Source organism: Thalassospiraceae bacterium LMO-SO8 (assembly GCA_031655335.1).
Lineage (GTDB): Bacteria > Pseudomonadota > Alphaproteobacteria > Rhodospirillales > Casp-alpha2 > UBA1479.
This window is the reverse complement of record CP134226.1, coordinates 3,440,068-3,464,307: the sequence shown is the minus strand read 5'-3', so window position 1 is coordinate 3,464,307 and position 24,240 is coordinate 3,440,068. Positions and strand designations below refer to the sequence as shown.

Below are 24,240 nucleotides of genomic sequence, written 5' to 3'. Positions count from 1 at the left end.
ACTCATGTTTACAGGCATCATCACCGACGTCGGCCGGGTCCGCGCCATCGAGCATGCGGATGACGGCCGCCTGGAAATCGAAACCGCCTTCGATACCGGCGATATCGCCATCGGCGCGTCGGTCGCTTGTTCCGGCTGCTGTCTGACCGTCGTGGAAAAAGGGTCGGGCTGGCTCGCCTTCGAGGCCTCGGGCGAAACCCGGCGGCTGACGACGCTCGGTGCCTGGCGCGAAGGCACCGCCGTCAATCTGGAACGCGCGCTCAAGGCCGGGGACGAACTGGGCGGGCATATCGTTTCGGGGCATGTCGACGGCATGGCCGAATTGGTGACGCGGGAGGTGGAAGGGGAGTCCCTGAAACTGACCTTCCGCGCGCCCGATGCCCTGGCACCCTTCATCGCCGCCAAGGGCTCGGTCACCCTGGACGGCGTGTCGCTGACCGTGAACACGGTTGCGGCCCGGGATTTCACGGTCAATATCATCCCCCATACCCAGGAACAGACGACCCTCGGCGGCCTGACTGTCGGCGGCGCCGTGAACCTGGAAATCGATATGCTGGCGCGCTATGTTGCGCGGCTCATGCAGATGAATGGTGAAGCCCCTTGAAATTACAAGACGTTAACGCCTACGACAGCATCCTGTCGCCGATCGAGGACATCATTGAGGACGCGCGCAACGGGCGCATGTTCATCCTGGTCGACGACGAAGAACGCGAGAACGAGGGCGATCTGGTCATTCCGGCCCAGATGGCGACCCCGGACGCCATCAACTTCATGGCGCGCTTCGGGCGCGGGCTGATCTGCCTGGCGCTGACCCGCGAGCGGGTCGAAAAGCTGGACCTGCCGCATATGAGCCGCACCAATTCGTCGCGCCATCAGACGGCCTTCACCGTGTCGATCGAGGCCCGCGAGGGCGTCACCACGGGTATTTCCGCCTCGGACCGGGCGCGCACGGTCTCCGTCGCCATCGACCCGGCGCGGGGGGCGGCCGACATCGCCACGCCGGGACACATATTCCCGCTGGAAGCCCGCGACGGCGGCACCCTGGTGCGCGCCGGCCATACGGAGGCGGCCGTCGATGTGGCGCGCCTGGCGGGCCTCAGCCCGGCCGGCGTGATCTGCGAGATCATGAACGACGACGGCACCATGGCGCGGATGCCCGATCTGGTCGACTTCGCCCAGCATCACGGGCTGAAGATCGCGACCATCGCCGACCTGATCGCCTACCGGCGCAAGAACGACCGGCTGGTCAAACGCATTTTGGAAACGCCGTTCGAAAGCCGCCACGGCGGCAGCTTCACCATGGCGATCTATCAGAACACCGTGGCCTATGCGGAACACATCGCCCTGGTGAAGGGCGACATCGCCAAAGGCGGGCCGGTGCCCGTGCGCATGCACGCGCTGAACGTGCTGGAAGACGTGCTGGGCGACAATTCGCGGGGGGCCGACGGCCTGTTGCAGCGGTCCATGGAAATCATCGGCGAGATGGGCCGGGGCGTCATCGTGCTGATCCGCGAACCCATGCCGACCAGCCTGTCCGACCGGGTCAAGGCCAAGCTGGGCGAGGGCGAAAAGCCGTCCGGCCAGCTTCGCGATTACGGCGTGGGCGCACAGATCCTGACCGACCTCGGCATTACGGAGATGACCCTTTTGACCAATTCGACCAAGACCGTGGTCGGCCTGGACGGCCATGGGTTGACCATCGTCGGCCGCCAGCCCATCGACCGAGGTGCCGAGTGAGCGCCGCCCAGGCCCACAAGGGCGCAGTCCTGATCGTCGAATCCCGCTACTACCCGGACATCGCCGACGGCCTGATCGCCGGCGCCTTGCCGCTGTTGGCCGAGGCCGGCCTGCATCACGAACGCCTGGAAGTCCCGGGCGTATTCGAAATTCCCGCCGCCATCCGCCATGCGGCGTTCGGCGGCAGCTATGCCGGGTTCCTGGCCTTCGGCTGCGTGATCCGCGGCGAAACCAGCCACTACGACCATATCTGCACCGAAGCCAGCCGGGCGATCATGGACCTGACGACGCGGGACGGACTGGCCCTCGGTTTCGGGGTGCTGACCTGCGAGAACGGCGACCAGGCCCGCGTGCGCGCCGATCCCAAGGGCAAGAACAAGGGCGCCGAGGCGGCCCGCGCCTGCCTTGCCATGATCGGCGTCAAACAGCGTTTCGGCGGAGGTTGAAAACCATCATGAGCGCGACCCGATCCGCCCCCCTGAGTTCGGCTCGTCTGGCCGCCGTGCAGGCGCTGTATGAAATGGACCTGGCCGGCGCCGGCGCCGATCCGGTGCTGGAAGCCATCATGGCCGAACGCTGGTCGTCCTCGGCCCTCGACGCCGACGGCGCCGACGACGGCGAGAACGGCTTCACGCCGCCCGACCTGGACCTGTTGAAGGAACTGGTCGCGGGTGTCAGCAACGATCTCGAAGGCGTCGACCGCTATCTGAAGATGGCGCTCAACCATCCGCATACGGTGGACTCCCTGGAAGCGCTTTTGCGCGCGGTGTTGCGCGCGGCGGCCTTCGAAATGGCCAAACGCCCGCAGGTTCCGGCCGTGGTCGTCATCAAGGAATACGTGGACGTCGCCGACGCCTTTTTCGACGGGCGCGAACCGGCCCTGGTCAACGGCTTTCTCGATCATCTGGGCCGCCAGCTCCGCCCGGCGGAGTTCACTTAAGGTCGCCACAATTGGCCCCCAATATGCGGGGGACACGACGGATGCACCTAACCGCATGAACGACAACGACAAACTGGACCGATTGGGCGAATTCGATCTGATCGCCGCCTATTTCCGGCCCCTGACCGAGGGCCGGCCGGAAGCCCTTGATCTCAAGGACGACGCCGGGTTGCTGACGCCGCCCAAGGGCTGCCAGCTCGTCGTCACCACCGACGCCCTGGTCGCGGGCCAGCATTTCCTGGCCGACGCCGACCCTGAATGCCTGGCGGTCAAGGCCTTGGGCGTCAATCTGTCCGATCTGGCCGCCATGGGCGCCACGCCCGCCGCCTATACCTTGGCCCTGGCCGCCCCCAAGCCGGTCGTTCCCGGCTGGCTGCAGACCTTCGCATCCGGTCTTGGGGACATGCAGGCCGCGCACGGCATCTTTCTTTTGGGCGGGGACACGGTGACCACGAGCGGACCGCTCACCCTCTCGATCACGGCGCTCGGCTGGGTGACCGCGGGCCAGGCCCTCCGCCGGTCGGGGGCGCGGGCCGGCGACGATCTGTACCTGTCCGGAACGATCGGCGACGCCGCCCTCGGCCTTCTGGTGGCCCGCGACGGGCGGACGCTCGCCGGCGCCGCCGGCGACGCGTTTCTGCGCGACCGTTACGACCGGCCGCGGCCGCGCACGGCGCTCGGACCGCGCCTGGTGCAAATCGCCACGAGCTGCATCGACGTTTCCGACGGCCTTGCCGCCGACGTCGGCCATATTGCCAAGACGTCGGGCCTGGGGGCCGAGATCGGGGTTCAGGATCTGCCGCTGTCCGATGCGGCGCGGACGGCGCTCGCGGCCGACCCCAGCCTGCTGGAAACGCTGGTGACCGGCGGCGACGATTACGAGCTTGCGTTCACGGCCGCCCCGTCATCGGCGGCCACCGTCGCCACGGCCGCCCGCGAATCGGGCGTCCCCGTGACCCGTATCGGAACCATGACGGCGGAACCGGACGTCCGTCTGCTCGGCCCCGGCGGGGCGGTGCTGGACCTGGGCCCCGGCGGTTACCGGCATTTTTGACGGCCGGGGCGGGGTGATCGTCCGCATTGCACGCCCGGCCGCCACCTGCATAATGGCGCCACGCGATCTCCCTGACCACAGACGGAACGGCTGACGGCCAACGCCAATGAAAAAGATCTTTATCGGGTTCATCGTTCTGATCTGCATCCTAGGCGGCGCCGTCGGCGTCATGAAATGGATGGAGCTCGGCCCCTTCGCCAACCCCAATGCGGAAGTGGAAAAACCCAAGCGCCCCAACAAGGGCGAAGCCAAGTTCGTCGAGATGACTCCCTTGCTGGTCAACGTTTTCGGCAACGGCAAGGTGCTTGGAAACTTCCAGTTCGAGCTGAAATTGGAAGTCTGGAACGACGACAATTTTGCCGAAGTCCGCAAGATGACGCCGGTCTTGAAGGACGCCTTCTTCAAGGATCTGCACACCTTCATCCCGCGCATGCTGAAGGAACAGGACCAGTTGAATCTGGCCATCCTGCAACAGCGTTTGCAGCTGCGCGCCGACATCGTCCTGGGCAAGGGCGTGGTGCAGAGCGTGCTGATCCAGTCGGTCGTCGACACCCCCCAGAAATAACCTCATCGCCGGTCGGTTTTTACCCCCCGGGACAGAGGCGGGCGGGGGCCCCGCCCATCCCCATGGCGGTTGCTTTATGAAAACTCTTTGCGTATGTTCCCGGCGGCTTTCCGGTCGGAATCGCACGCTGTGACGCCGACTGAATAATAATCACAAGGGCCGCCGACTGTTGGGGTAGGGGAGTGTTTATCCCGGCGGCACTATTCACATGCATGAAGGATAAACGAGAATGTCGCTTTACACCTTGGTCATCGCCTGCGGTGTCCTGGCGCTACTGTACGGCGCCTATGCCATCCGCTCCGTCCTGTCGGCGCCCGCCGGCAACGCACGTATGCAGGAAATCGCCGCCGCCATCCAAGAAGGCGCGGCCGCCTACCTGAACCGCCAGTACACGACCGTCGCCGTCGTCGGCGCCGTGATCGGCATCCTGCTTGGCCTGAAGCTCGGCATGACCGTGGCCATCGGCTACTTCATCGGCGCCGTGCTGTCCGGCGTCGCCGGCTACATCGGCATGAACGTCTCGGTCCGCGCCAACGTGCGCACCGCCGAAGCCGCCCAGTCCCAGGGCCTGGCCGGCGGTCTGGACGTCGCCTTCAAGTCCGGCGCCGTCACCGGCATGCTGGTGGTCGGTCTGGCGCTGCTTGGCGTCGCCGGCTACTACGTCGTGCTGCGCAACATGATCGACCCGAACAGCGCCGCCGGCATGCGTCATATCCTTGAGGCCCTGGTGGCCTTGGGCTTCGGCGCGTCGCTGATTTCCATCTTCGCGCGTCTCGGCGGCGGCATCTTCACCAAGGGTGCGGACGTCGGCTCCGACCTGGTCGGCAAGATCGAAGCCGGCATTCCGGAAGACGATCCCCGCAACGCCGGCGTCATCGCCGACAACGTGGGCGACAACGTGGGCGACTGCGCCGGCATGGCCGCCGACCTGTTCGAAACCTACGCCGTGACCATGGTCGCCACCATGTTGCTGGCCGCCATCTTCTTCACGGGTGCGGCCCAGGAACAGATGATGCTGTTCCCGCTGGTCATCGGCGGCGTGTGCATCATCGCCTCGGTCGTCGCCACCTGGTTCGTGAAGCTGGGCGCCTCGCAGAACATCATGGGCGCCCTCTACAAGGGCTTCATCGCCTCGGCCGTGATCTCCGCCGTGCTGATCGGCGGCATCGTGTCCATGTTCATCGGCTGGGAAACCGCCATCCCGATGGGCGCCAAGACCGTGACCGGCACGCAGCTGTTCATCACGGCCCTGACCGGCCTGGGCGTCACCGGCCTGATCGTGTGGATCACCGAGTACTACACCGGCACCGACTACCGCCCGGTGAAGTCCGTCGCTGCGGCCTCGGAAACCGGCCACGGCACCAACGTGATCCAGGGTCTCGCCGTGTCCATGGAAGCGACGGCCATGCCGGTCATCGTGATCTGCGCCGGCATCATCATCTCCTACCTGAACGCGGGCCTGTTCGGCATCGCCATCGCCGCGACGACCATGCTGGCGCTGGCCGGCATGGTGGTGGCGCTCGACGCCTTCGGCCCGGTCACCGACAACGCCGGCGGCATCGCCGAAATGGCCAACCTGCCGGAAGACGTGCGCAAGACCACGGACGCGCTCGACGCCGTCGGCAACACCACCAAGGCCGTGACCAAGGGCTATGCCATCGGTTCCGCCGGTCTGGCCGCCCTGGTGCTGTTCGCCGCCTATACGGAAGACCTCAAGCACTACTTCCCGGACGTCTCCGTGACCTTCTCCCTGCAGGACCCCTATGTGGTCATCGGGTTGTTCATCGGCGGCATGCTGCCCTATCTGTTCGGCTCCATGGGCATGATGGCCGTGGGCCGGGCCGGTGGCGCGGTGGTCGTCGAAGTGCGCCGCCAGTTCCGCGAGATCCCGGGCATCATGGAAGGCACCGGCAAGCCGGAATACGGCAAGTGCGTGGACATTCTGACCAAGGCCGCGATCAAGGAAATGATCCTGCCGTCCATGCTGCCGGTGTTCGCACCCGCGGTCATGTACTTCGTGGTCAACGCCATCGCCGGGCAGTCGGCGGCGTTCTCCGCCCTCGGCGCCATGCTGATGGGCACCATCGTGACCGGCCTGTTCGTGGCGCTGTCCATGACCTCCGGCGGCGGTGCGTGGGATAACGCCAAGAAGTACATCGAAGACGGCCATCATGGCGGCAAGGGCTCCGACGCCCATCATGCCGCGGTGACCGGCGACACGGTCGGCGATCCCTACAAGGACACCGCCGGTCCCGCCGTCAACCCGATGATCAAGATCATCAACATCGTGGCGATCCTGCTGCTGGCGATTCTCGCCTAGGCCGGAAACGCCGCAAACCAACGACGACAAAGCCCCGGGGCAGGTTGCTCCGGGGCTTTTTCTTGCCTGGTCGATTTAGGAAAAGGGCGGGGGCCAGCGGGCTTAAGGCCAGCAGACTTAAGGAACGCCGCCGCCGCCGGTCGGCCCCCCCGGCGTAACGTCGCCGTCGCCCTTGTTGAAACGGCCCATGTTGTTGAACAACTGGTCCCAAAAGGTAATCTCGTTACCGGATGTCGGCGTGACCCGCTCCACATGCTTGATGTCCTGGGCCGAGGACAGGTCGAGCTTCTTGACCTCCTTGACCAGGCCCTTGTCGTTGAAGCGGACCATGATCACGTTGCGTTCCAGAACCTTGGGCGCCATGAAGGCGAAGGTTTCCGTCTTTTCACTGATGTAGAGCCACAGATGCGAATCGAAGGGCGTGACGCTGGACGGAGAGCCCAGGATTTCCGCCACCTCTTCGCGGCTCATGTCGCCGGGCACAACCTCGGCCAGGCGTTCGGAATCGGGCAGGTTGCCGCGCACCGCGACCCGCGTGGCGCAACCGGCAACGGCCACGGACACCAGCACGGCGGCGGTCAGGCCAAGCCAGGGGCGGGCGGTGATGAGATCGCGATAGGTCGTGGGGTTTCGTGTCATGTTCAGCCGGCGGCAATCTTCTTGCGTGCAAGGCCCGGCACGACTTGCTAAACGGACCCGGTAAATCGGACTTGATAATTAGTCACGCGAGTGCGCATGTCCAGGGCCCATATGGCGGTTTTTCCCCAAATCCGGTTCAAACGGCGATGATCCTATCCCTTTTCAAGCGTTCTTCCGGCGTCCAGACCGCGCGCAGCCTGTATGGCGACGTCGTACGCCAGGCACGCCAGCCCGCGTTCTACGGGGCCGGCGGCGTCGCCGACACGGAAGACGGCCGCTACGATCTGATCCTGCTGCACATGTTCCTGGTTCTCGAACGCCTGAACCGCATGACCCCGGCCCCTGGCAAGCTGAAGCAGGACCTGTTCGACGTGCTGTTCGAGGACCTGGACCTCAATCTGCGCGAGATGGGATTCGGCGACGAGGGCGTGCGCCGTCGCATCCAGAAGATGGTCGAAGGCTTCTACGGCCGCATGAGCGCCTACCGCGAGGGCCTTACGGGCGGCGAGGAGGCCCTGGAGGGCGCCCTGCGCCGCAACCTGTACCGAAACGCCACGCCCGAGGATGCCGCCGTGGCGCGCCTGGCCGCCTACGTGCGGGCCCAGACGGCGGTCCTGACGGCCCTGGAGGATGTGGACCTGCTTGCCGGGCGCGCCGGGTTCACCGCGCCTGAATGGATGCCGGAAGGAGACGGGCAATGACCGTCGGCGCCTTCCCCCTGAGCCAGCCTGTTCCGGTGAGCGACCTGCTGCGCGGCGATGTCGTGTCCCTGACCATCGAGGCCGACAATGGGGAGCGCCGGGCGCTGGCCGACTTCCTGGGCATTCCAGAGGTCAAATCCTTGGTTGCGCGCGTCAAGCTGCGGGCCGAGCCGGGGCGCCGATTCGTCCTGGACGGAACCGTTGCCGCCGATCTCGTGCAGTCCTGCGTGGCCACCCTGGAGCCGGTCGAGACCCGTGTCGAGGGGCCGATTCGCCGCGTTTACCTCGATACGCCCCCCGACAAGGAGGACGCCGACCTCGATCCCTTCGACGATGATGCCCCCGACCTGATCGAGGGCGGCATGATTGATGCCGGGGCGGCGGTTTGCGAGTACACTGCCTTGGAAATGGAGCCTTATCCCCGCGCCAAAGACGCGCCGGCGGTCGAAAATCCGGCCCGGAATGGGGACGGGGAGGACGAGGCGCCCAAAAACAACCCCTTCGCGGTCCTTGCGAAACTGCGCGATCTTGAAAAATAATGATGGGTTAGCGCTTGCAGGTAAAAGCGAGATTGTTTAAGTAACCGGCTTTGCGCCGCAGGCGGTCCGCCGCCCGGGCGTTTTTTGAATGAAGGTGTAGTCAACATGGCTGTTCCAAAGAAGAAGATCTCGAAGTCGAAAAGGGACATGAGGCGAGCCCATCACCGCTTGTCGCCGTCTTCGTACAACGAATGCCCCAAGTGCGGTGAACTGAAGCGCCCCCACCATGTGTGTCAGGCGTGTGGTCATTATGATGACCGCGAAGTGATCGAAGCCGACGACGCCGCGTAGCCTGCTTTCCAGGCGCTAACACAACGAGGCAGTCGGGAAAGGACATTTCCTTGTCGGATAACCTGACGCTCTCCATCGACGCCATGGGCGGGGACAATGCCCCGGACATGGTGGTGGAAGGCGTGGACACGGCTCTTGAGCGGCTGACGGACGTCAGCTTTCTCCTGTTCGGTGACGAAGCTCTCCTGAACCCGCTGCTGGATCGGTTTCCCCGGGCCCGCGCGGTGTGTCAGGTGCGTCACACGGCCGATATCGTGACCAACGACGCCAAGCCGGCCCAGGCGCTTCGCCAGGGCCGCAATTCCAGCATGCGCCTGGCCATCAACGCCGTCGGCGACGGCACGGCCGCGGGCATCGTGTCGGCCGGCAACACGGGCGCGCTCATGGCCATGGCCAAGTTCGTGCTCAAGACCCTGCCGGGCATCGACCGGCCGGCCATCGCGACCTATTTCCCGACACGGCGCGGGGAAAGCGTCATGCTCGACCTGGGCGCCAACGTGGAATGCGACGCCGAGAACCTGATCCAGTTCGCGGTGATGGGCGAGGTCTTCGCGCGCAACGTGCTGGGCCTGGAAAAGCCCACCGTCGGCATTCTCAACGTCGGCCAGGAGGACCTGAAGGGCAATCAGGCGGTCAAGCTCGCGTCCAAGGGGTTGATGAATTCAAAGCTGCCGCTGCATTTCCATGGCTTCGTCGAAGGTGACGACATCGGTGCCGGCACCGTCGACGTGATCGTCACGGACGGCTTCACCGGCAATATCGCGCTGAAGACCGCCGAAGGCACGGCCAAGCTGTTCGGCCAGTTCCTGAAGGAAGCCCTGACCAGTTCCCTGCCGGCCAAGCTGGGCGCCATGCTGGCGAAATCGGCGCTCATGACCTTCAAGATGCGGGTCGATCCCCGGCGCTACAACGGTGCCATGTTCGTCGGCCTGAACGGGATTTGCGTGAAAAGCCACGGCGGCACCGACGCGGTCGGCTTCGCCAACGCCATCCACGTCGCCTACGAGCTGATTTCCAACAATTTCAACGAAAGCATCAAGGAGGACTACGAACAGTTCCGTGCCTCCTTCGACCCCAGCATCCTGACGGAAACCGACGACGACGTCCCCACCAACGGTCAGGACACCCCCGACGGCAACGGCGGGACCGGAGTGGTGGCCAACGGATGACCATGCCTCGTTCAATCATCCTGGGCTGCGGCTCCTATCTGCCGGAGCGCGTCGTCACGAACGACGAACTGGCGCAGCGCGTCGATACCACCGACGAATGGATCGTCGAACGCACGGGCATCCGCCAGCGTCATATCGCCGAGGACGGGCAGTTTACCTCCGACCTTGCCTTCGCCGCCGCGGAACGGGCCATCGACCATGCCGGCATTGACGTCGACGACATCGATCTGGTGATCCTGGCGACGACGACGCCGGACCAGACTTTTCCCTCGACGGCGACGAAAGTGCAGGCGCGACTCGGCATGTCGAACGGCGCCGCCTTCGACATTCAGGCCGTGTGCTCCGGCTTTTTGTATGGAATTTCCACCGCGGACGCCTTCATCCGCTCGGGTCAGGCCAAGACCGTGCTGCTGATCGGTGCCGAAACGTTTTCCCGCATTCTCGATTGGGAAGACCGTTCGACCTGCGTGCTGTTCGGCGACGGGGCAGGGGCCGTGGTCCTGCAGGCGTCCGCCAACGGCGCCGCCGCGGACGACGACGGCGCCGGCACCGGCCACAACCGGGAACGCGGCATCCTGTCCACGCATCTGCATTCGGACGGCAAGCTCAACGACCTTCTGTATGTCGACGGCGGGCCTTCCTCGACCCAGACCGTGGGTCATGTCCGCATGGTCGGACGCGAGGTTTTCCGCCATGCGGTGACCAATCTGGCCGCCGTGGTCGACGAGGCGCTGGACGCCAACGGCCTGGAACGCGACGACATCTCCTGGATCGTCCCGCATCAGGCCAACAAGCGCATTCTCGACTCGACCGCGCGCAAGCTGGGCGTGTCGCCGGACCGGGTCGTTACGACCGTGGACCGACATGCCAACACCTCCGCCGCGTCCATTCCGCTGGCGTTGGACGTCGCCGTCAAGGACGGCCGGATAAAGCGCGGCGACCTGCTCCTGCTCGAAGCCATGGGCGGTGGGCTGACCTGGGGCTCCGCCCTCGTACGTTGGTAAATTCCCGCCTGATTTTAGGTTGTTACACGCAACCCTTTGACGTTGACGGCTTTCTCCGGCGAGGATACCCTTTGCCTCGGTCGCGGACCTAAGGGGGACCGGAAACTATGGCTGGTAAAACAATCACCCGCGCGCAGTTGGGTGAGGCGGTGTATCAGGAAGTCGGGCTGTCGCGGAACGAATCCGCGGCCCTCTTGGAGAATGTCCTGGGTTATATGACGGATGCCCTGGCGCGTGGCGAAACCGTGAAGATTTCGTCGTTCGGCAGTTTTTCCGTCCGCCAGAAGGGACAGCGCATCGGACGCAACCCGAAGACCGGACAGGAAGTGCCGATCCTTCCCCGGAAGGTTCTGGTGTTTCGGCCCTCGCAGGTTCTGAAGAGCCGGATCAATCGCTCCATAAGCAACAGCTAGGCGCGGCGTAGAGATGCCTGCCGATGACGCCAGGTCCGTGAAGAAATCGGCGGGCGCGTTCCGCACGATCAGCGAAGTCGCCGACGAGCTCGACCTGCCGCAACACGTGCTGCGATTCTGGGAAACCAAATTCCCCCAGATCAAACCCATGAAGCGCGGCGGCGGCCGTCGTTACTACCGGCCTGAGGACATCGTGCTTCTCGACCGCATCCGGCGCTGGCTGTACGAAGACGGCTACACCATCAAGGGCGTGCAGAAGCTGCTGAAGGACGGCGTCACCGACGACGACGGCGAGGGCCAGGACATGCCTGCGGCGCCGGCCCCGAAATCCGCCCCGGAAAGCGACGGGCAGGCGGCGCAACTGGCCGCCGTGCTGGCCGAATTGAAGGATATCCGGGCCCTTCTCACCTAAACCCTCGGCCTCTCAGAAAAATCGCCCGGACCCGCCCAGGGTTGTTGCCCCCACCCAACGCAGCAAGTATAGTCCGGCCCGCACGTCACCGGGGTTTTGCCTCGGTGTACCTGCCGGTGGCCGCGAGCCCTCCCAAGGCAAACGATCGCGGCGCCAACAAAGTAGTCGGAGCGTAGCGCAGCCTGGTAGCGCACCACACTGGGGGTGTGGGGGTCGTGGGTTCGAATCCCGCCGCTCCGACCATTACTTTTTCCCGCACAGTCAGAACTCATGTCCCTGTCGCCCGCAAAGGCGGCGGCGCGGGATAGGCTTCCCTGCACTCAATGTTCGGCCGTCCCGCCGGGGATGCAAAGAAAAAGGGCCGGAACACGAAGTTCCGGCCCGCAGTCTGTGCTCTTGAGGGAAGGGAGGATTCATTACAAATCCATCCAACACCCTGACTATGGCAGGTGGCCTGTGACCTTGCTGTGATAGTCATCACAATCTTGGGAAAAATTGCCTCGTCACGTACCGGGTGGCGGCAACTCGTTGATTTTATTTGTTTCTTTTTTCAAGCCCAGTTTCAATTCCAGGTCATCCAGGAACCCGCCGACGTCATCCGGCGCAAGCCCCAGATGAAAGGCGCCGCCGGGGGCCACGCGCACCGTCGGCCCGAAGTCGCAACGCCCCATGCACACCGTCCGCTCGACCCGGATATCGAGGCCACGGGCCCGCACTTCCGCCTCGATGGCCTTGGCCAGGTCCTCGCTGTTTCGCGCGGCGCAGGACGCCAGGTCAGAGCGCAGGCGGCGGTTGATGCAGACCATGATGGTCCAGCCGGCGGCGGGCGGCGGTACGGGCGGCGTGGAGGAAACATTATCCTGCGGCATGGGGAGACCGGGCGAACACGGCATGAGACGGGGTGATTGGGACTGGCATGGAACCTGCACTTTGCCTCAGTGGTAACCCGGTGGGCCGGAACTTTTCTCCTCCTCCCCCCAAGCACTGGTTCACTGGGTTGCCGCCCCCTCCCAAAAAATTCATTGATAATTCAACACATTGACCGTGCGCGCCATAGCACGGCCAGCCCCCGGCCGCATCCAGGGCGTGTGCCGGGAAAAATTATTCTTCGCAGAACGCGTGTCGATTTGAGAAACCATGGCGAAATGCGACGACCACATCATGATCATGGCTCAGGCGTCATCGCCCGTCAGCAGGCGCCGGCCCGCGTCGGTCAGTTTGCAGACCTGCCAGTCGGGCTTGAGAGGATTGTTGAACCAGGGTTCGGCCCAACCGTGTTCGATACAGGCGTTGACCGTGCGGTCGCTGACTTTCTGGCCGAGTTCATCAAACAACGGCAGCTTTCCGCCCGCCTGATTCAAGCCACGCCGCAGCCATTTGCGCTGCTGGGCCGTCGGCTGCGTCCCCGCGCCGGCATCCCGCCGGCTGCGTCCATTGATCTCCGTCTGGCCTTGCGACATCATGCCTCCCGCTCACCTGCCATCATGCCCCGTCCCCCGGGGCGCGTCCCCGGCGATGGTAATTGAGTTCCCGAGCCCCGCCAACCGATTAGGGCCGCAGGCACTGAACATGACCGCAAAATTCATCTACATGACCGCAGCCGACCTGGATGAGGCGCGGCGCATCGCGGAAACCCTGGTCGATGAACGGCTGATCGCCTGCGCCAACATCCTGGGCGCCATGGAATCGGTCTATCGCTGGGACGGCAAGGTCACGCGCGGCGGCGAAGTGGCCGTGATCCTGAAAACACGGGACGCGCTGGCCGAAGCGGCGATCGCCCGCGCGGCCGAACTGCACAGCTACGATTGTCCCTGTCTGGTGGTCCTGGACCTGGCCGGCGGCCACGCCCCGTTCCTGAACTGGATATCGGCGGAAACGGGCGGGTAGGGCGTTCGCCCCGATGCCCCCTTAAGTCTTGAGGATGCCGGCGCCGATCTTCTCGACGATGGTCTTGGCGGCCTCTTCGGACGCGATGCCGCCCGCGAATCCCACCTGAATGGCCTGGGACAAGGGGCGCAGCAGCATGGCGCGGCGCTGATCGACGCTGTCCTCGCCCGTATCGCGCAACTGTCCGGCGACGCCGCTCAGGCTGCTGCACAGGCGGGCGACATGTTCGTAGCGCGTGTTCTCAAGCTGATCCTGGGCGCGCATGGCTTCCGCCACCACGCGGGCCAGGGCGTTGCGCAGGTCCCGGTCGAACTCGCCCTTTTCCAGACGCGGCGCGATGCCGTTGATCAGTGATTTGATCTCGTCGCCGATGAACTGCAGCCGGCAGCCCTTCACGTCCTCCTCGGCGGCGGCGACATCCATTTCCTTGTCGAGGAACCCGATCTTTTCGCCCTTCAACTTGCGGCTCAGGTGATTCGGCGCGTCGATGGACTTGGCCCCCTCGTCCTGAGCCCGCTTGGGGCCCATGTAGCCCTCGGTCACCACGAAGGGACGGCGCTTTTCCACCAGGCGGTTGATGCGCGCCATCAGGCCGACGGCGGAAACGGGTTTCGACACGACATCGTCGACGCCCATGTCCAGGGCCGTCTTGACCGCCTTGGGGTCCTCGTCCTCGACGACGACCAGGATGATGGGCACGAAGGGGTTATGGCCGATTTTTCCTTGGCGGATCTTCTGCGTCACGGCGGCGAAATTGCCGTCCGGCAGGCGCAGTTCGGCGATAATCAGGTCGGGATCGTTCTGGCCAAGCACGGCGACCACTTCCTTGCAGTCGTCGCCCAGGCGAATGTCGCGGCAGCCTTCGTTGAACAGGATGTGGCGGATGCCCTGGCGGGCGCTGGCGTCGCCGTCGACCAGAAACACCCCGACATTGCCAAAGTTCAATTTCGCCATGGTTCAGGCGGTTCCCCGGTCTTTTGATTCAGCGCGTCCCCACGCTGGCTGGCTGAAAATATAGAACGTTCGTCTGGCTTCTGTGAACCGGCGTTCACACGAAGATGTGCAACTCACGCCGGACCCGCGCCGCGGTAACGCACCGTCGCCACGGCCTGGGCGGCGATGCCTTCGCCCCGGCCGGTGAAGCCGAGACGCTCCGTCGTCGTCGCCTTGACGTTGACCCGGCCCCCGTCGATGCCGAGGATGTCCGCGACCCGCGCGGCCATGGCGGCGCGGTGAGGACCGACCTTGGGGGCTTCGCAGATGATCGTCACGTCGACGTTGACGATCACCGCGCCCCGGTCGCGGACCAGGGCCGCGGCATGGGCCAGGAAGATATGGGATTCGGCGCCCCGCCACGTCGGGTCCGTCGGCGGAAAATGCTGGCCGATGTCGCCTTGGCCGATGGCGCCCAGAATGGCGTCGGTCAGGGCATGCAGCCCGACATCGGCATCGGAATGGCCCTTGAGCTTGCGGTCGAAGGGAACATCGACGCCGCATAGCCGCACGGCGTCGCCGGGCTCGAACTGGTGGACGTCGAAGCCGAATCCGGTTCGCGTTTCACCGCCGTTCATCATCTCTTCGGCGCGCATCAGGTCGCCCTCCGTCGTGATCTTGAAATTATCCGCATCGCCCGCAACCAGGGCGACCGCCAGCCCCGCCGCCTCGGCCACGGCGGCATCGTCGGTCAGGGTCTGTCCCTTGGCCTTGCCGTGGGCCGCCAGGATGTCGGCGAACCGGAACCCCTGGGGCGTCTGCACCCGGTACAGCCCGGTGCGGTCCACGGTCTCCGTCACCCGGTCGTCCGCGCCGCGTTTCAGGGTATCGGCCACGGCCAGGGCCGGCACGGCGCCGGGCGCCGTTTCCAGCGCGGCGATGACGTCGGAAATCAGGCGGGCCGACACGAAGGGCCGGGCCGCGTCGTGGATCAGCACCAGGTCCGGCGCGCCGCCGGGGGTCAGACCGGCCGCGAATTCCAGGCCGTTGCGCACGGAATCCTGCCGCTCGGCGCCGCCCGCCGTATGGCCGGCGATGCCCAACCCCTGGGCGGCGGCCTCGAACATCTCGCGGTCGTCGGGGTGGATGACGCCGACCACCTGGGTCACGGCGGGATGCGCCGCAAAGGCACGCAAGGCGTGGCGCAGCACGGGCTCCCCGCCAAGGGTCCGGTACTGTTTGGGCAGGGGGCCGCCGAAACGGTGGCCGCGGCCCGCGCCGACAATGATGGCCGTGCAATTCGCCATAGGTTCCGGTGTCGCCTTGTCCAACGCAGGGAGGGAAGGGAGGTCAGGCGCGGAACATACTGAACAAACGGGGATTTTGCCAATAGGCCATGTCACCGGACGGCCATGCGCAAGCGGCCCTTGTCAAACCGGGCGCGTAGGGCGATGTTCTAGCCGCCTGTTGTAACGAGAGACTGAACAAATGGCCGCCGACACCGTTCTCAACATCGCCGCCCTGGTCGCCCTGCTGCCGGCGCTGCTCGCCGCCTGGAAGGGCGAGGCCGAACAGCCTCAGGCGCGGTTCTGGATGCTGCTCGCCGTGGCCGTTGTGGGGCCCGTGGCCTGGACCGTGGCCGCCGCCACGGCGATCGCCGATTGGCGCACGGACCTGTCGTTCGCGCTTTGGGTTTCGGTCAGCGCCAGCATGGCGGTGTTCGCCGCCGCGGCCGTGTTCGACCGCGACGTGGCGCGCCTGTCTCCCTTGTTTCTCGCGCTGATGACGATCCTGGCCGCTCTCGCCATGCTCAGCCACGGCGCCACCCATGCCGCCCCCATGACCATGGCCCCGGGCGACGGCGGCTGGTTGTGGTTCCATATCGGCGTGTCCATCGCGACCTATGCGTTGCTGACCGTGGCCGCCGCGGCCTCTCTCGCGGCTTTGCTGCAGGAACGCGCCCTGAAGCGCAAGGCGCCCCTGAAGCGGCCCCAGGGCCTGCCGTCGGTGCTGGATTGTGAGGGCGTGGTGCTGCGCTTTCTGTGGCTGTCGGCGGCGGTCCTTGCGCTCGGCATGGCCACCGGGACGGCCATCAACCTGACCCATGGCGTGTCCATCCTGCATCTCGACCACAAAACCGTATTCGCCCTGGCCGCCTTCGCGGTGATCTGCGCGCTTTTGTACGCGCATCAGAAAACCGGCGCCCGCGGCCGTCAGGTCGCCCGGCTGGTTTTGCTGGCCTATTTGTTCGTGACCCTGGCCTATCCGGGGGTCAAATTCGTGACCAGCGTGCTCCTGGCATAAAATTTATGCGCCTTTCCCCCGCATTTTGTTGAATTCTTGCCGTTTCTGCCCAATAAATGGGCACGCAAAATGGGATACCCAACATGTCACTGAAGATAGGTGGGGTCGAGATTTCCGACCCGGTTGTTTTGGCGCCCATGTCCGGCGTCACCGACATGCCGTTCCGCCGCCTGGTCAAGAACTGCGGCGTCGGCCTTGTCGTGTCGGAAATGATCGCCAGCCGGGCGATGATCCATGCCGCCAAGAAAACCATGAAGATGGCGACCCATTGCGCCGAGGAACACCCCATGTCGGTGCAGCTGGCCGGCTGCGAGCCCGAGGTCGTGGCCGAGGCCGCGCGCCTGAACGAAGCCCGTGGTGCCGCGCTGATCGACATCAACATGGGTTGCCCCGTGAAAAAGGTCGTGAACGGCGATGCGGGCTCCGCCCTGATGCGCGACGTCAAGCACGCCGCGAAGATCCTCGACGCCGTGGTCAAGGCCGTCTCCATCCCCGTGACCCTGAAGATGCGCATGGGCTGGGACCACGATAGCCTGAACGCGCCGGTTCTCGCCCGCGCGGCCCAGGACTGCGGCGTGCAGGCGCTTGCCGTGCATGGCCGCACGCGCTGCCAGTTCTACAAGGGAACGGCCGATTGGAAATTCATCCGTAACGTGAAGGAAGCAGTGCAAGTACCTGTGTTTGCGAACGGAGATATCCTGACGCTCGACGATGCGCAACGCTGCATGGAAGAATCGGGCGCGGACGGCGTGCTGATCGGGCGCGGCACCTATGGCCGGCCCTGGTTCCCGGCCCAGGTCATTCATTTCCTGAAAACGGGCGAACGCCTGCCCGATCCCTCGATCGACGCCCAATACGAGATGCTGCGCCGGCATTACGAGGACATCCTCAGCCATTACGGCGTCCACGCGGGCGTCAAGATCGCGCGCAAGCATATCGGCTGGTATTCCAAGGGCCTGCCCGGATCGGCCGAATTCCGCGCCGACATCATGGGCCAGGAAGACCCGGAGGTCGTGCGCCACAAGCTGGCCGCGTTCTACGAACCGCAGATGGAAAGGGCCGCGGCGTGATGGAAACCACCGTCACCCGGGTCCGCGCCGGCGGACGCGCCCATTCGCCGGCGGATTCCGCGACCATCCTGGACCTGCTGCCGGCCCCCGTGATGACGCTCGACGCCGAGGACCGCATCACCATGGTCAACGCGGCGGCGGAGAATTTCTTCAGCGCCAGCGCCTCTCATCTGATCGACCGGCCGCTGTCCAATTTCGTGCCGCCCGATTCACCGCTGCACGGGCTGATCGCCCAGGTACGCCGGGCCAACGCCCAGGTCTCGGAACACGAACTGGCCATCGAAAGCCCGCGTGTCGGCCGCCATTTCCTCAGCGTGCAGGCGACGCCGCTGCCGGATTCGCCCGGCTTCATCGTGCTGATGATGTTCGACCGCGGCATCACGGAAATGATCGATCGCCAGATGACCCACCGGGGGGCGGCGCGTTCCATCACCTCCATGGCCGCCGTGCTAGCCCACGAGGTGCGCAATCCCTTGTCCGGCATCCGGGGGGCCGCGCAGCTTCTGGAACAGAACGCCTCCGACGAGGACCGGCCGCTCGCCGAACTGATCCGCCAGGAAGCCGACCGCATCTCGACCCTGATCGGGCGCATGGAAATCTTCACCGATTACGGCCCGTTCGAACGCAAGCCCGTGAACATCCACAAGGTCCTGGACCGGGTGCAGCGCCTGGCGGAAACCGGGTTCGGCGCCAATATCCGGTTCCGCGCCGATTTCGACCCGTCGCTGCCGCCGGTGCCGGGCGACCACGACCAGTTGGTGCAGATCTTCCTCAACCTGGTCAAGAACGCCTGTGACGCCTGTCCCGAGGTCGGCGGCGAAATCAACCTGCGCACCGCCTACCAGCATGGCGTGCGGTTCGCCCTGTCGGGCCGCAAGGACAAGGTGGCGCTGCCCTTGAAGGTTTCCATCATCGACAACGGCCCCGGCATCCCCGAGGACCTGACGTCCAACCTGTTCGACCCCTTCGTGACGTCGAAGCCGAACGGCACCGGCCTGGGCCTCGCCCTGGTCGCCAAGCTGGTCGGCGATCACGGCGGCGTGGTCGAATGCGAAAGCCGCCCGGGACGGACCGAGTTCCGGGTCATGCTGCCGTTCTACGAAGACACTGAACCGGGAGAGTTGAAATGAGCGGCCGCACCGTTCTTGTCGCCGACGACGACGCGGCGATCCGTACCGTGGTCGCGCAGGCGCTGGGCCGCGCCGGACTGGACGTCAAGACGACGGGCCAGGCCTCGACCCTGTGGGATTGGGTATCGGCGGGCGAGGGCGACATCATCATTACCGACGTGATCATGCCCGATGAAAACGGCCTCGACCTGATCCCGCGCATCAAGGAGATCCGCCCGGAACTGCGGATCGTCGTGATGAGCGCCCAGAACACCATTCTGACGGCGGTCAAGGCGGCGGAAAGCGGGGCTTTCGAATACCTGCCCAAGCCGTTCGACATCAACGAGTTGATCTCCATCGTGCGCCGCGGCCTGGAAGCCCCGCCCGAGCAGCCGGGCCTGAGCGCCGAGCACGCCGGGGTGGAAAAGCTGCCCCTGGTCGGCCGCTCGCCGGCCATGCAGGAAATCTACCGCACCCTGGCGCGCCTGATCTCGACCGACCTGACCGTGCTGATCACCGGCGAGTCGGGCACCGGCAAGGAACTGGCGGCGCGGGTGCTGCACGATTACGGCAAGCGCAAGCGCGGGCCGTTCGTCGCCGTCAACATGGCCGCGATCCCGCGTGAGTTGATCGAAAGCGAACTGTTCGGTCACGAAAAGGGCGCCTTCACGGGGGCCACCATGCGGTCCTCCGGCCGCTTCGAGCAGGCCGAGGGCGGCACCCTGTTCCTCGACGAAATCGGCGACATGCCGCTGGAGGCCCAGACCCGCCTGCTGCGCGTGTTGCAGGAAGGGGAATACACCTCCGTCGGCGGCCGGGTGACGCGCAAGACCGACGTGCGCATCGTCGCCGCGACCCATCAGGACCTGACCCAGCTGACCCGCCAGGGCCGCTTCCGCGAGGATCTGTTCTACCGCCTGAACGTCGTGCCGCTGCGCCTGCCGCCGCTGCGCGAACGGCTTGAGGACATCCCCGAACTGGTCAAGACCTTCCTCGCCAAGGCGGCGGGCGAGGGCCTGCCGTGGAAGATCATCGAGGGCAAGGCCACGGAACGTCTGATGGCCTACAACTGGCCGGGCAACGTGCGCGAACTGGAAAACCTGATCCACCGCCTGGCCGCCCTCTATTCCGAGGAAACCATTTCCGAACAGGCCATCTCGGCGGAACTCGCCGACCGCAGCCGCAGCGGCGACCCAGGCGCCAATCGGGGCCTGTCGCAGGTCGTCGAGGAACGCCTGGAAGCCTACTTCGGCGCCCATGCAGGGGCGTTGCCGGCGGCGGGCCTGTACGACCGCGTGCTGCGCGAAATCGAACGGCCGCTGATCCTGTTGACCCTGCGGGCCACGCGCGGCAATCAGGTCAAGGCGGCCGAGGTTTTGGGTCTCAACCGCAACACCCTGCGCAAGAAGATCCGCGACCTCGACATTTCGGTGGTGCGGGGCCAGAAATGAACCCTCCGGCCACGCCCGGACAAGGCCCCCTCGGCAGCCTTTGGGCGCTGATCGGCCTGCGCGGGGCGAGCACCAAGCGGCTTCTCGCCTACGGGCTTGCGGCGGCGGCGGTCGTGTCCTGCGTGGCCACCGCCTTCATGCTGGTGTTCCGCCCGGCCCAGACCCAGAACATCGAAACCATCGTCGCCATGATCTACCTGGACGGCGGGATCCTGCTGCTTCTCGGCATGGTCGTCGGCCAGCGCCTGTTCTCGATCTGGCTCGACCGGCGGCGCGGGCAGGCGGGCTCGGGCCTGCATGTGCGCATGGTGACCCTGTTCGCCCTGGTCGCCACGGCACCGGCCATTCTGGTCGCCGTGATGTCGGCGACCTTCCTGCATTACGGCGTGCAGGCCTGGTTCAATGAACGGGTCTCGACGGCGCTCGACCAGTCCATGGGCGTGGCCAGCGCCTATTTGAAGGAACACCGGGAAAACTTCGGCACGGACATCCTGGCCGTGGCCAACGACCTGAACATCAATTCCGGCATTCTCACCCGCGAACCCTGGCGCCTGAGCCCGCTTCTGACCTTCCACACCCGCTCGCGCGGGTTCACCGAGGCGGTCATGGTCGACGGCACGGGCAAGGTCATCGCGCAATCCGAATTTTCCCGCCCGCGCGAGACCGAGCAAATCACCCCGGAACTTTTCCAGCAGGCGCAGACCGGCAAGATCACCCTGATCCCGCTCGACGAACAGGACCGCATCCGCGCCATCTACAAGCTGAACCGCTTCGTCGACGCCTATCTGGTGCTGGAGAGGTTCGTGAACCCGGACGTCCTCAACCACATCGACACCATCCAGAACGCGGTGCGCGAATACCAGAAACTCCAGCGCGAGCGGGGCGGCCTGCAAGTCAGCTTCATCCTGATCTTCACCGTGGTTTCCGTGCTGTTGCTGCTGGCCGCCGTATGGACGGGCCTGACCGTCGCAACGCAGTTGGCCGAGCCGGTCTCAAGCCTGATTTATGCCGCCGGGCGCATCCGCGACGGCGACCTGACGACGACCGTGGACATTCCCGACGCCGATGACGAACTGGCCTCCCTGTCGCGCGCCTTCAACCGCATGACGGCGCAGATCCGCGGCCAGCAGGAAGGTCTGATTTCGGCCAACCGGGAATTGGACGAACGGCGCCGGTTCACGGAAACGGTGCTGGCCGGCGTGTCGGCGGGCGTGGTCGGCCTGGACAAGGACGGGCGCATCAATTTGCCCAATCGGTCGGCCTCGACCCTGGTCGGCGAGGACCTGATGCGGGCCAAGGGGCGGCTGCTGGTCGATCTGGTACCGGAATTCGCCCCCCTGTGGTCCGAGGCCAAGCGCCGGCCCGACCGCCAGCAGCGGTCCGAGGTCAAGCTTGCCCGCGACGGCAGCGAGCGCACGTTGTTGGTGCGCATCGCCGCCGAGCGTCTGGCGGGTCAGTTGCTGGGCTTCGTCGTCACCTTCGATGACGTGACCGAACTTTTGTCGGCACAGCGCGCCGCCGCCTGGGCCGACGTGGCGCGGCGCATCGCCCATGAGATCAAGAACCCGCTGACGCCCATCCAATTGTCGGCCGAACGCCTGAAGCGCAAGTACCAGGACGAAGTCACCTCGGACCCGGAAACCTTCACCACCTGCACGGACACGATCATCCGTCAGGTCGAGGACATCGGCCGCATGGTCGATGAATTCTCGTCCTTCGCGCGCATGCCGCAACCCTCCATCGGGCGCGAGAACCTGTCGCACCTGATTCGCGAGGTCGTCATTCTCGAGCGGTCGCGCGCGGAAGACATCACGATCGATCTCGCCCTGCCGGACGGCGACATGATGCTGCGCTGCGACCGTCGTCAGGTGTCGCGCGCCCTCACCAACATCCTGAAGAACGCGGCGGAAAGCGTTGAAAGCCGGATTCTCCAGGACAAGACCGAAGGCGGCGAGGGCGAGCCTGGCCGGATTTCCGTCACGGTGACCGACGGCCGCGGTCAGGGCGGCGGTGACGAAAGCGTCGCGGTCATCGTCGAGGACAACGGCATCGGCCTGCCCGAAGCCGGGCGCGAACGGTTGACCGAACCCTACGTGACGACACGCAGCAAGGGCACCGGCCTGGGGCTGGCCATTGTCCGCAAGATCATGGAAGATCATCAGGGTGACCTGCGCCTCGAGGACCGCCCCGGCGGCGGGGCGCGGATCAGTCTGGTGTTTCGGGACTTGGATGAAACCGCCAACGACGGCGACAAAGATCCCATGAAGGTCGCGACCGGCCTGGGATTGGGGTAGGGCTGTCATGGCACAAGACATTCTCATCGTCGACGACGAAGCCGACATTCGAACCCTCACGGCGGGGATTCTCCAGGACGAGGGCTACGACACCCGCGAGGCGGCCGACAGCCAAGGGGCGCTTGAGGCGCTGTCGGCGCGGCAGCCGAGCCTGGTGCTGCTCGACATCTGGTTACAGGGCAGCGAACTGGACGGTCTGCAAATTCTCAAGCGGATCAAGCAGAACCACCCGGAAATCCCGGTTCTGATGATGAGCGGCCACGGCACCGTGGAAACCGCCGTCACGGCCATCAAGGACGGCGCCTACGACTTCATCGAAAAGCCGTTCAAGGCCGACCGCCTGTTGCTCAACGTGCGGCGCGCGGTGGAGGCGGCGCGCCTGCGCTCGGAAAACGAGGAATTGAAACTGCGCGCCGGCTCGTCCCTCGACCTGATCGGCGCGTCGGCGGCGATACGCGAAATTCAGCAGGTCATCGAGCGCGCGGCGCCGTCCAACAGCCGGATTTTGATCTTCGGGCCGAGCGGCAGCGGCAAGGAAATCGTGGCGCGCAACATCCACGCGCGGTCCAACCGCGCCGACGGCCCCTTCGTCATCGTCAACTGCGCGACCATGGCGCCGGACCGGGTTGAAATGGAACTGTTCGGCACCGAGGGCGGCGACGGTTCGCGGCGTATCGGCACGTTCGAGCGCGCCCACGGCGGCACCCTCGTGCTCGACGAGGTCTCGGACATGCCGTTGGAAACCCAGGGCAAGATCGTGCGCGTCCTACAGGAACAGAATTTCGAACGGGTCGGCGGCTCCACCCGGGTGCAGGTCAACGTGCGGGTGATCTCGTCGACGACCCGCGACCTGCAGGCCGAGGTCGCCGCCGGACGGTTCCGCGAGGACCTGTTCTACCGTCTCAACGTGGTGCCCCTGACGGTGCCGGCCCTGGCCGACCGGCGCGAGGACATCCGCGCCCTGACCGACCATTTCATGCGTCAGGCCGCCGACGCCACCGGCCAGCAGCCCCGCCGCCTGGGCGAGGACGCCTTGGCGGCATTGCAGAGTTACGCATGGCCGGGTAACGTCCGCGAACTTCGTAACGTGATCGAACGGGTGCTGATCCTGGCCCCCGGCGACAACGACACGGTTCTGGGTGCCAGCATGCTGCCGACGGAATTTCTCGACGGAATGAAACGCAGCCCCATCGGCGGCGACGAGGGCTATCTGGCCAAGTCGCTGCGGGACGCGCGCGAGGATTTCGAGCGCGAATACCTGAATGCCCAGATGTCGCGGTTCAACGGCAACATCTCGCGCACCGCGCAGTTCGTGGGCATGGAACGGTCGGCCCTGCATCGCAAGCTCAAGTCCCTCGGCCTGACGGACGAGGATCGCGGGGCGTCATGACCGTTTCCCGCACAACCG

Annotated in this window: 26 protein-coding genes and 1 tRNA gene; 22 read left to right on the top strand and 5 right to left on the bottom strand. The window is 65.5% G+C overall.

Going from position 1 to position 24,240, the window contains the following annotated elements; all coding sequences use genetic code 11:
• Positions 1-4: 4 nt before the first annotated feature.
• The 7 genes from RJ527_16700 (at position 5) to RJ527_16670 (ending at position 6,616) form a co-directional block, all read left to right on the top strand.
• The gene (locus RJ527_16700) at positions 5-604 is read left to right on the top strand and encodes a riboflavin synthase (GenBank protein WND75659.1); all 600 of its coding nucleotides are present in this window, start codon (positions 5-7) and stop codon (positions 602-604) included.
• Entirely contained in the window at positions 601-1,737 is a 1,137-nt protein-coding gene (gene ribB / locus RJ527_16695; GenBank protein WND75658.1) for a 3,4-dihydroxy-2-butanone-4-phosphate synthase, read from the top strand. Before RJ527_16700 ends, ribB begins: the two co-directional genes overlap by 4 nt.
• Positions 1,734-2,183, top strand: a complete 450-nt coding sequence (gene ribH, locus RJ527_16690; protein ID WND75657.1) for a 6,7-dimethyl-8-ribityllumazine synthase — start codon at positions 1,734-1,736, stop codon at positions 2,181-2,183. Before ribB ends, ribH begins: the two co-directional genes overlap by 4 nt.
• 8 nt (positions 2,184-2,191) lie before the next feature.
• Positions 2,192-2,677: a transcription antitermination factor NusB gene (gene nusB, locus RJ527_16685; GenBank protein WND75656.1), complete on the top strand. Its 486-nt coding sequence runs from the start codon at positions 2,192-2,194 to the stop codon at positions 2,675-2,677.
• Positions 2,678-2,732: 55 nt separating this feature from the next.
• The gene (thiL, locus tag RJ527_16680) at positions 2,733-3,731 is read left to right on the top strand and encodes a thiamine-phosphate kinase (protein WND75655.1); all 999 of its coding nucleotides are present in this window, start codon (positions 2,733-2,735) and stop codon (positions 3,729-3,731) included.
• Positions 3,732-3,837: 106 nt separating this feature from the next.
• Positions 3,838-4,296, top strand: a complete 459-nt coding sequence (locus RJ527_16675; protein ID WND75654.1) for a hypothetical protein — start codon at positions 3,838-3,840, stop codon at positions 4,294-4,296.
• Positions 4,297-4,525: 229 nt separating this feature from the next.
• Positions 4,526-6,616 (top strand): sodium-translocating pyrophosphatase, encoded by a 2,091-nt coding sequence (locus RJ527_16670; protein WND75653.1) that lies wholly within the window; start codon positions 4,526-4,528, stop codon positions 6,614-6,616.
• A 117-nt stretch (positions 6,617-6,733) separates the two neighbouring features.
• On the opposite strand, the gene bamE is transcribed toward RJ527_16670, so the two are convergent.
• The gene (bamE, locus tag RJ527_16665; GenBank protein WND75652.1) at positions 6,734-7,255 is read right to left on the bottom strand and encodes an outer membrane protein assembly factor BamE; all 522 of its coding nucleotides are present in this window, start codon (positions 7,253-7,255) and stop codon (positions 6,734-6,736) included.
• 146 nt (positions 7,256-7,401) lie between these two features.
• Here bamE and RJ527_16660 point away from each other — a divergent pair, with 146 nt between their 5' ends.
• The 8 genes from RJ527_16660 (at position 7,402) to RJ527_16625 (ending at position 12,027) form a co-directional block, all read left to right on the top strand.
• Positions 7,402-7,956 (top strand): ubiquinol-cytochrome C chaperone family protein, encoded by a 555-nt coding sequence (locus RJ527_16660; GenBank protein WND75651.1) that lies wholly within the window; start codon positions 7,402-7,404, stop codon positions 7,954-7,956.
• A complete protein-coding gene (locus RJ527_16655; protein WND75650.1) occupies positions 7,953-8,495 on the top strand; it encodes a DUF177 domain-containing protein in 543 nt (180 codons plus the stop codon). Before RJ527_16660 ends, RJ527_16655 begins: the two co-directional genes overlap by 4 nt.
• Positions 8,496-8,600: 105 nt before the next feature.
• Positions 8,601-8,786 carry a 50S ribosomal protein L32 gene (gene rpmF, locus RJ527_16650; GenBank protein WND75649.1) on the top strand — a complete coding sequence of 62 codons (186 nt, stop codon included), beginning with the start codon at positions 8,601-8,603 and terminating at the stop codon, positions 8,784-8,786.
• A gap of 50 nt (positions 8,787-8,836) precedes the next feature.
• Positions 8,837-9,955 carry a phosphate acyltransferase PlsX gene (gene plsX / locus RJ527_16645; protein ID WND75648.1) on the top strand — a complete coding sequence of 373 codons (1,119 nt, stop codon included), beginning with the start codon at positions 8,837-8,839 and terminating at the stop codon, positions 9,953-9,955.
• A complete protein-coding gene (locus RJ527_16640; protein WND75647.1) occupies positions 9,952-10,959 on the top strand; it encodes a beta-ketoacyl-ACP synthase III in 1,008 nt (335 codons plus the stop codon). The genes plsX and RJ527_16640 overlap by 4 nt, the downstream gene beginning before the upstream one ends.
• A gap of 107 nt (positions 10,960-11,066) precedes the next feature.
• On the top strand, positions 11,067-11,372 hold the full coding sequence (locus RJ527_16635; protein WND75646.1) for an integration host factor subunit alpha: 306 nt from the start codon (positions 11,067-11,069) through the stop codon (positions 11,370-11,372).
• A 13-nt stretch (positions 11,373-11,385) separates the two neighbouring features.
• Complete coding sequence (locus tag RJ527_16630; GenBank protein ID WND75645.1) at positions 11,386-11,784, top strand: MerR family transcriptional regulator; 399 nt, start codon at positions 11,386-11,388, stop codon at positions 11,782-11,784.
• A gap of 166 nt (positions 11,785-11,950) precedes the next feature.
• Positions 11,951-12,027 (top strand) — tRNA-Pro (locus RJ527_16625).
• Between the two features lie 260 nt (positions 12,028-12,287).
• Here RJ527_16625 and RJ527_16620 read toward each other — a convergent pair.
• The gene (locus RJ527_16620; protein WND75644.1) at positions 12,288-12,653 is read right to left on the bottom strand and encodes a (2Fe-2S) ferredoxin domain-containing protein; all 366 of its coding nucleotides are present in this window, start codon (positions 12,651-12,653) and stop codon (positions 12,288-12,290) included.
• A gap of 303 nt (positions 12,654-12,956) precedes the next feature.
• A complete protein-coding gene (locus RJ527_16615; GenBank protein ID WND75643.1) occupies positions 12,957-13,247 on the bottom strand; it encodes a hypothetical protein in 291 nt (96 codons plus the stop codon).
• Positions 13,248-13,353: 106 nt separating this feature from the next.
• Here RJ527_16615 and cutA point away from each other — a divergent pair, with 106 nt between their 5' ends.
• A complete protein-coding gene (gene cutA / locus RJ527_16610; protein WND75642.1) occupies positions 13,354-13,671 on the top strand; it encodes a divalent-cation tolerance protein CutA in 318 nt (105 codons plus the stop codon).
• Positions 13,672-13,692: 21 nt separating this feature from the next.
• On the opposite strand, the gene RJ527_16605 is transcribed toward cutA, so the two are convergent.
• Together RJ527_16605 and RJ527_16600 are read right to left on the bottom strand one after the other, a co-directional pair.
• The gene (locus RJ527_16605) at positions 13,693-14,625 is read right to left on the bottom strand and encodes a response regulator (protein WND75641.1); all 933 of its coding nucleotides are present in this window, start codon (positions 14,623-14,625) and stop codon (positions 13,693-13,695) included.
• A gap of 113 nt (positions 14,626-14,738) precedes the next feature.
• Complete coding sequence (locus tag RJ527_16600) at positions 14,739-15,911, bottom strand: bifunctional 2-C-methyl-D-erythritol 4-phosphate cytidylyltransferase/2-C-methyl-D-erythritol 2,4-cyclodiphosphate synthase (protein ID WND75640.1); 1,173 nt, start codon at positions 15,909-15,911, stop codon at positions 14,739-14,741.
• 181 nt (positions 15,912-16,092) lie between these two features.
• On the opposite strand from RJ527_16600, the gene ccsA reads away from it, so the two are divergent.
• From ccsA to RJ527_16570, 6 genes are all read left to right on the top strand, one after another.
• A complete protein-coding gene (ccsA, locus tag RJ527_16595) occupies positions 16,093-16,908 on the top strand; it encodes a cytochrome c biogenesis protein CcsA (protein ID WND75639.1) in 816 nt (271 codons plus the stop codon).
• A gap of 83 nt (positions 16,909-16,991) precedes the next feature.
• Positions 16,992-17,978 carry a tRNA dihydrouridine synthase DusB gene (dusB, locus tag RJ527_16590; GenBank protein WND75638.1) on the top strand — a complete coding sequence of 329 codons (987 nt, stop codon included), beginning with the start codon at positions 16,992-16,994 and terminating at the stop codon, positions 17,976-17,978.
• Complete coding sequence (locus RJ527_16585) at positions 17,978-19,108, top strand: ATP-binding protein (GenBank protein ID WND78076.1); 1,131 nt, start codon at positions 17,978-17,980, stop codon at positions 19,106-19,108. The genes dusB and RJ527_16585 overlap by 1 nt, the downstream gene beginning before the upstream one ends.
• Positions 19,105-20,538, top strand: coding sequence for a nitrogen regulation protein NR(I) (gene ntrC, locus RJ527_16580; GenBank protein WND75637.1), 1,434 nt, complete (start codon positions 19,105-19,107; stop codon positions 20,536-20,538). Before RJ527_16585 ends, ntrC begins: the two co-directional genes overlap by 4 nt.
• Positions 20,535-22,832, top strand: coding sequence for a PAS domain-containing sensor histidine kinase (locus tag RJ527_16575; protein WND75636.1), 2,298 nt, complete (start codon positions 20,535-20,537; stop codon positions 22,830-22,832). The genes ntrC and RJ527_16575 overlap by 4 nt, the downstream gene beginning before the upstream one ends.
• Before the next feature lie 7 nt (positions 22,833-22,839).
• Positions 22,840-24,222 (top strand): sigma-54 dependent transcriptional regulator, encoded by a 1,383-nt coding sequence (locus RJ527_16570; GenBank protein ID WND75635.1) that lies wholly within the window; start codon positions 22,840-22,842, stop codon positions 24,220-24,222.
• The last annotated feature ends 18 nt before the right edge of the window (positions 24,223-24,240 follow it).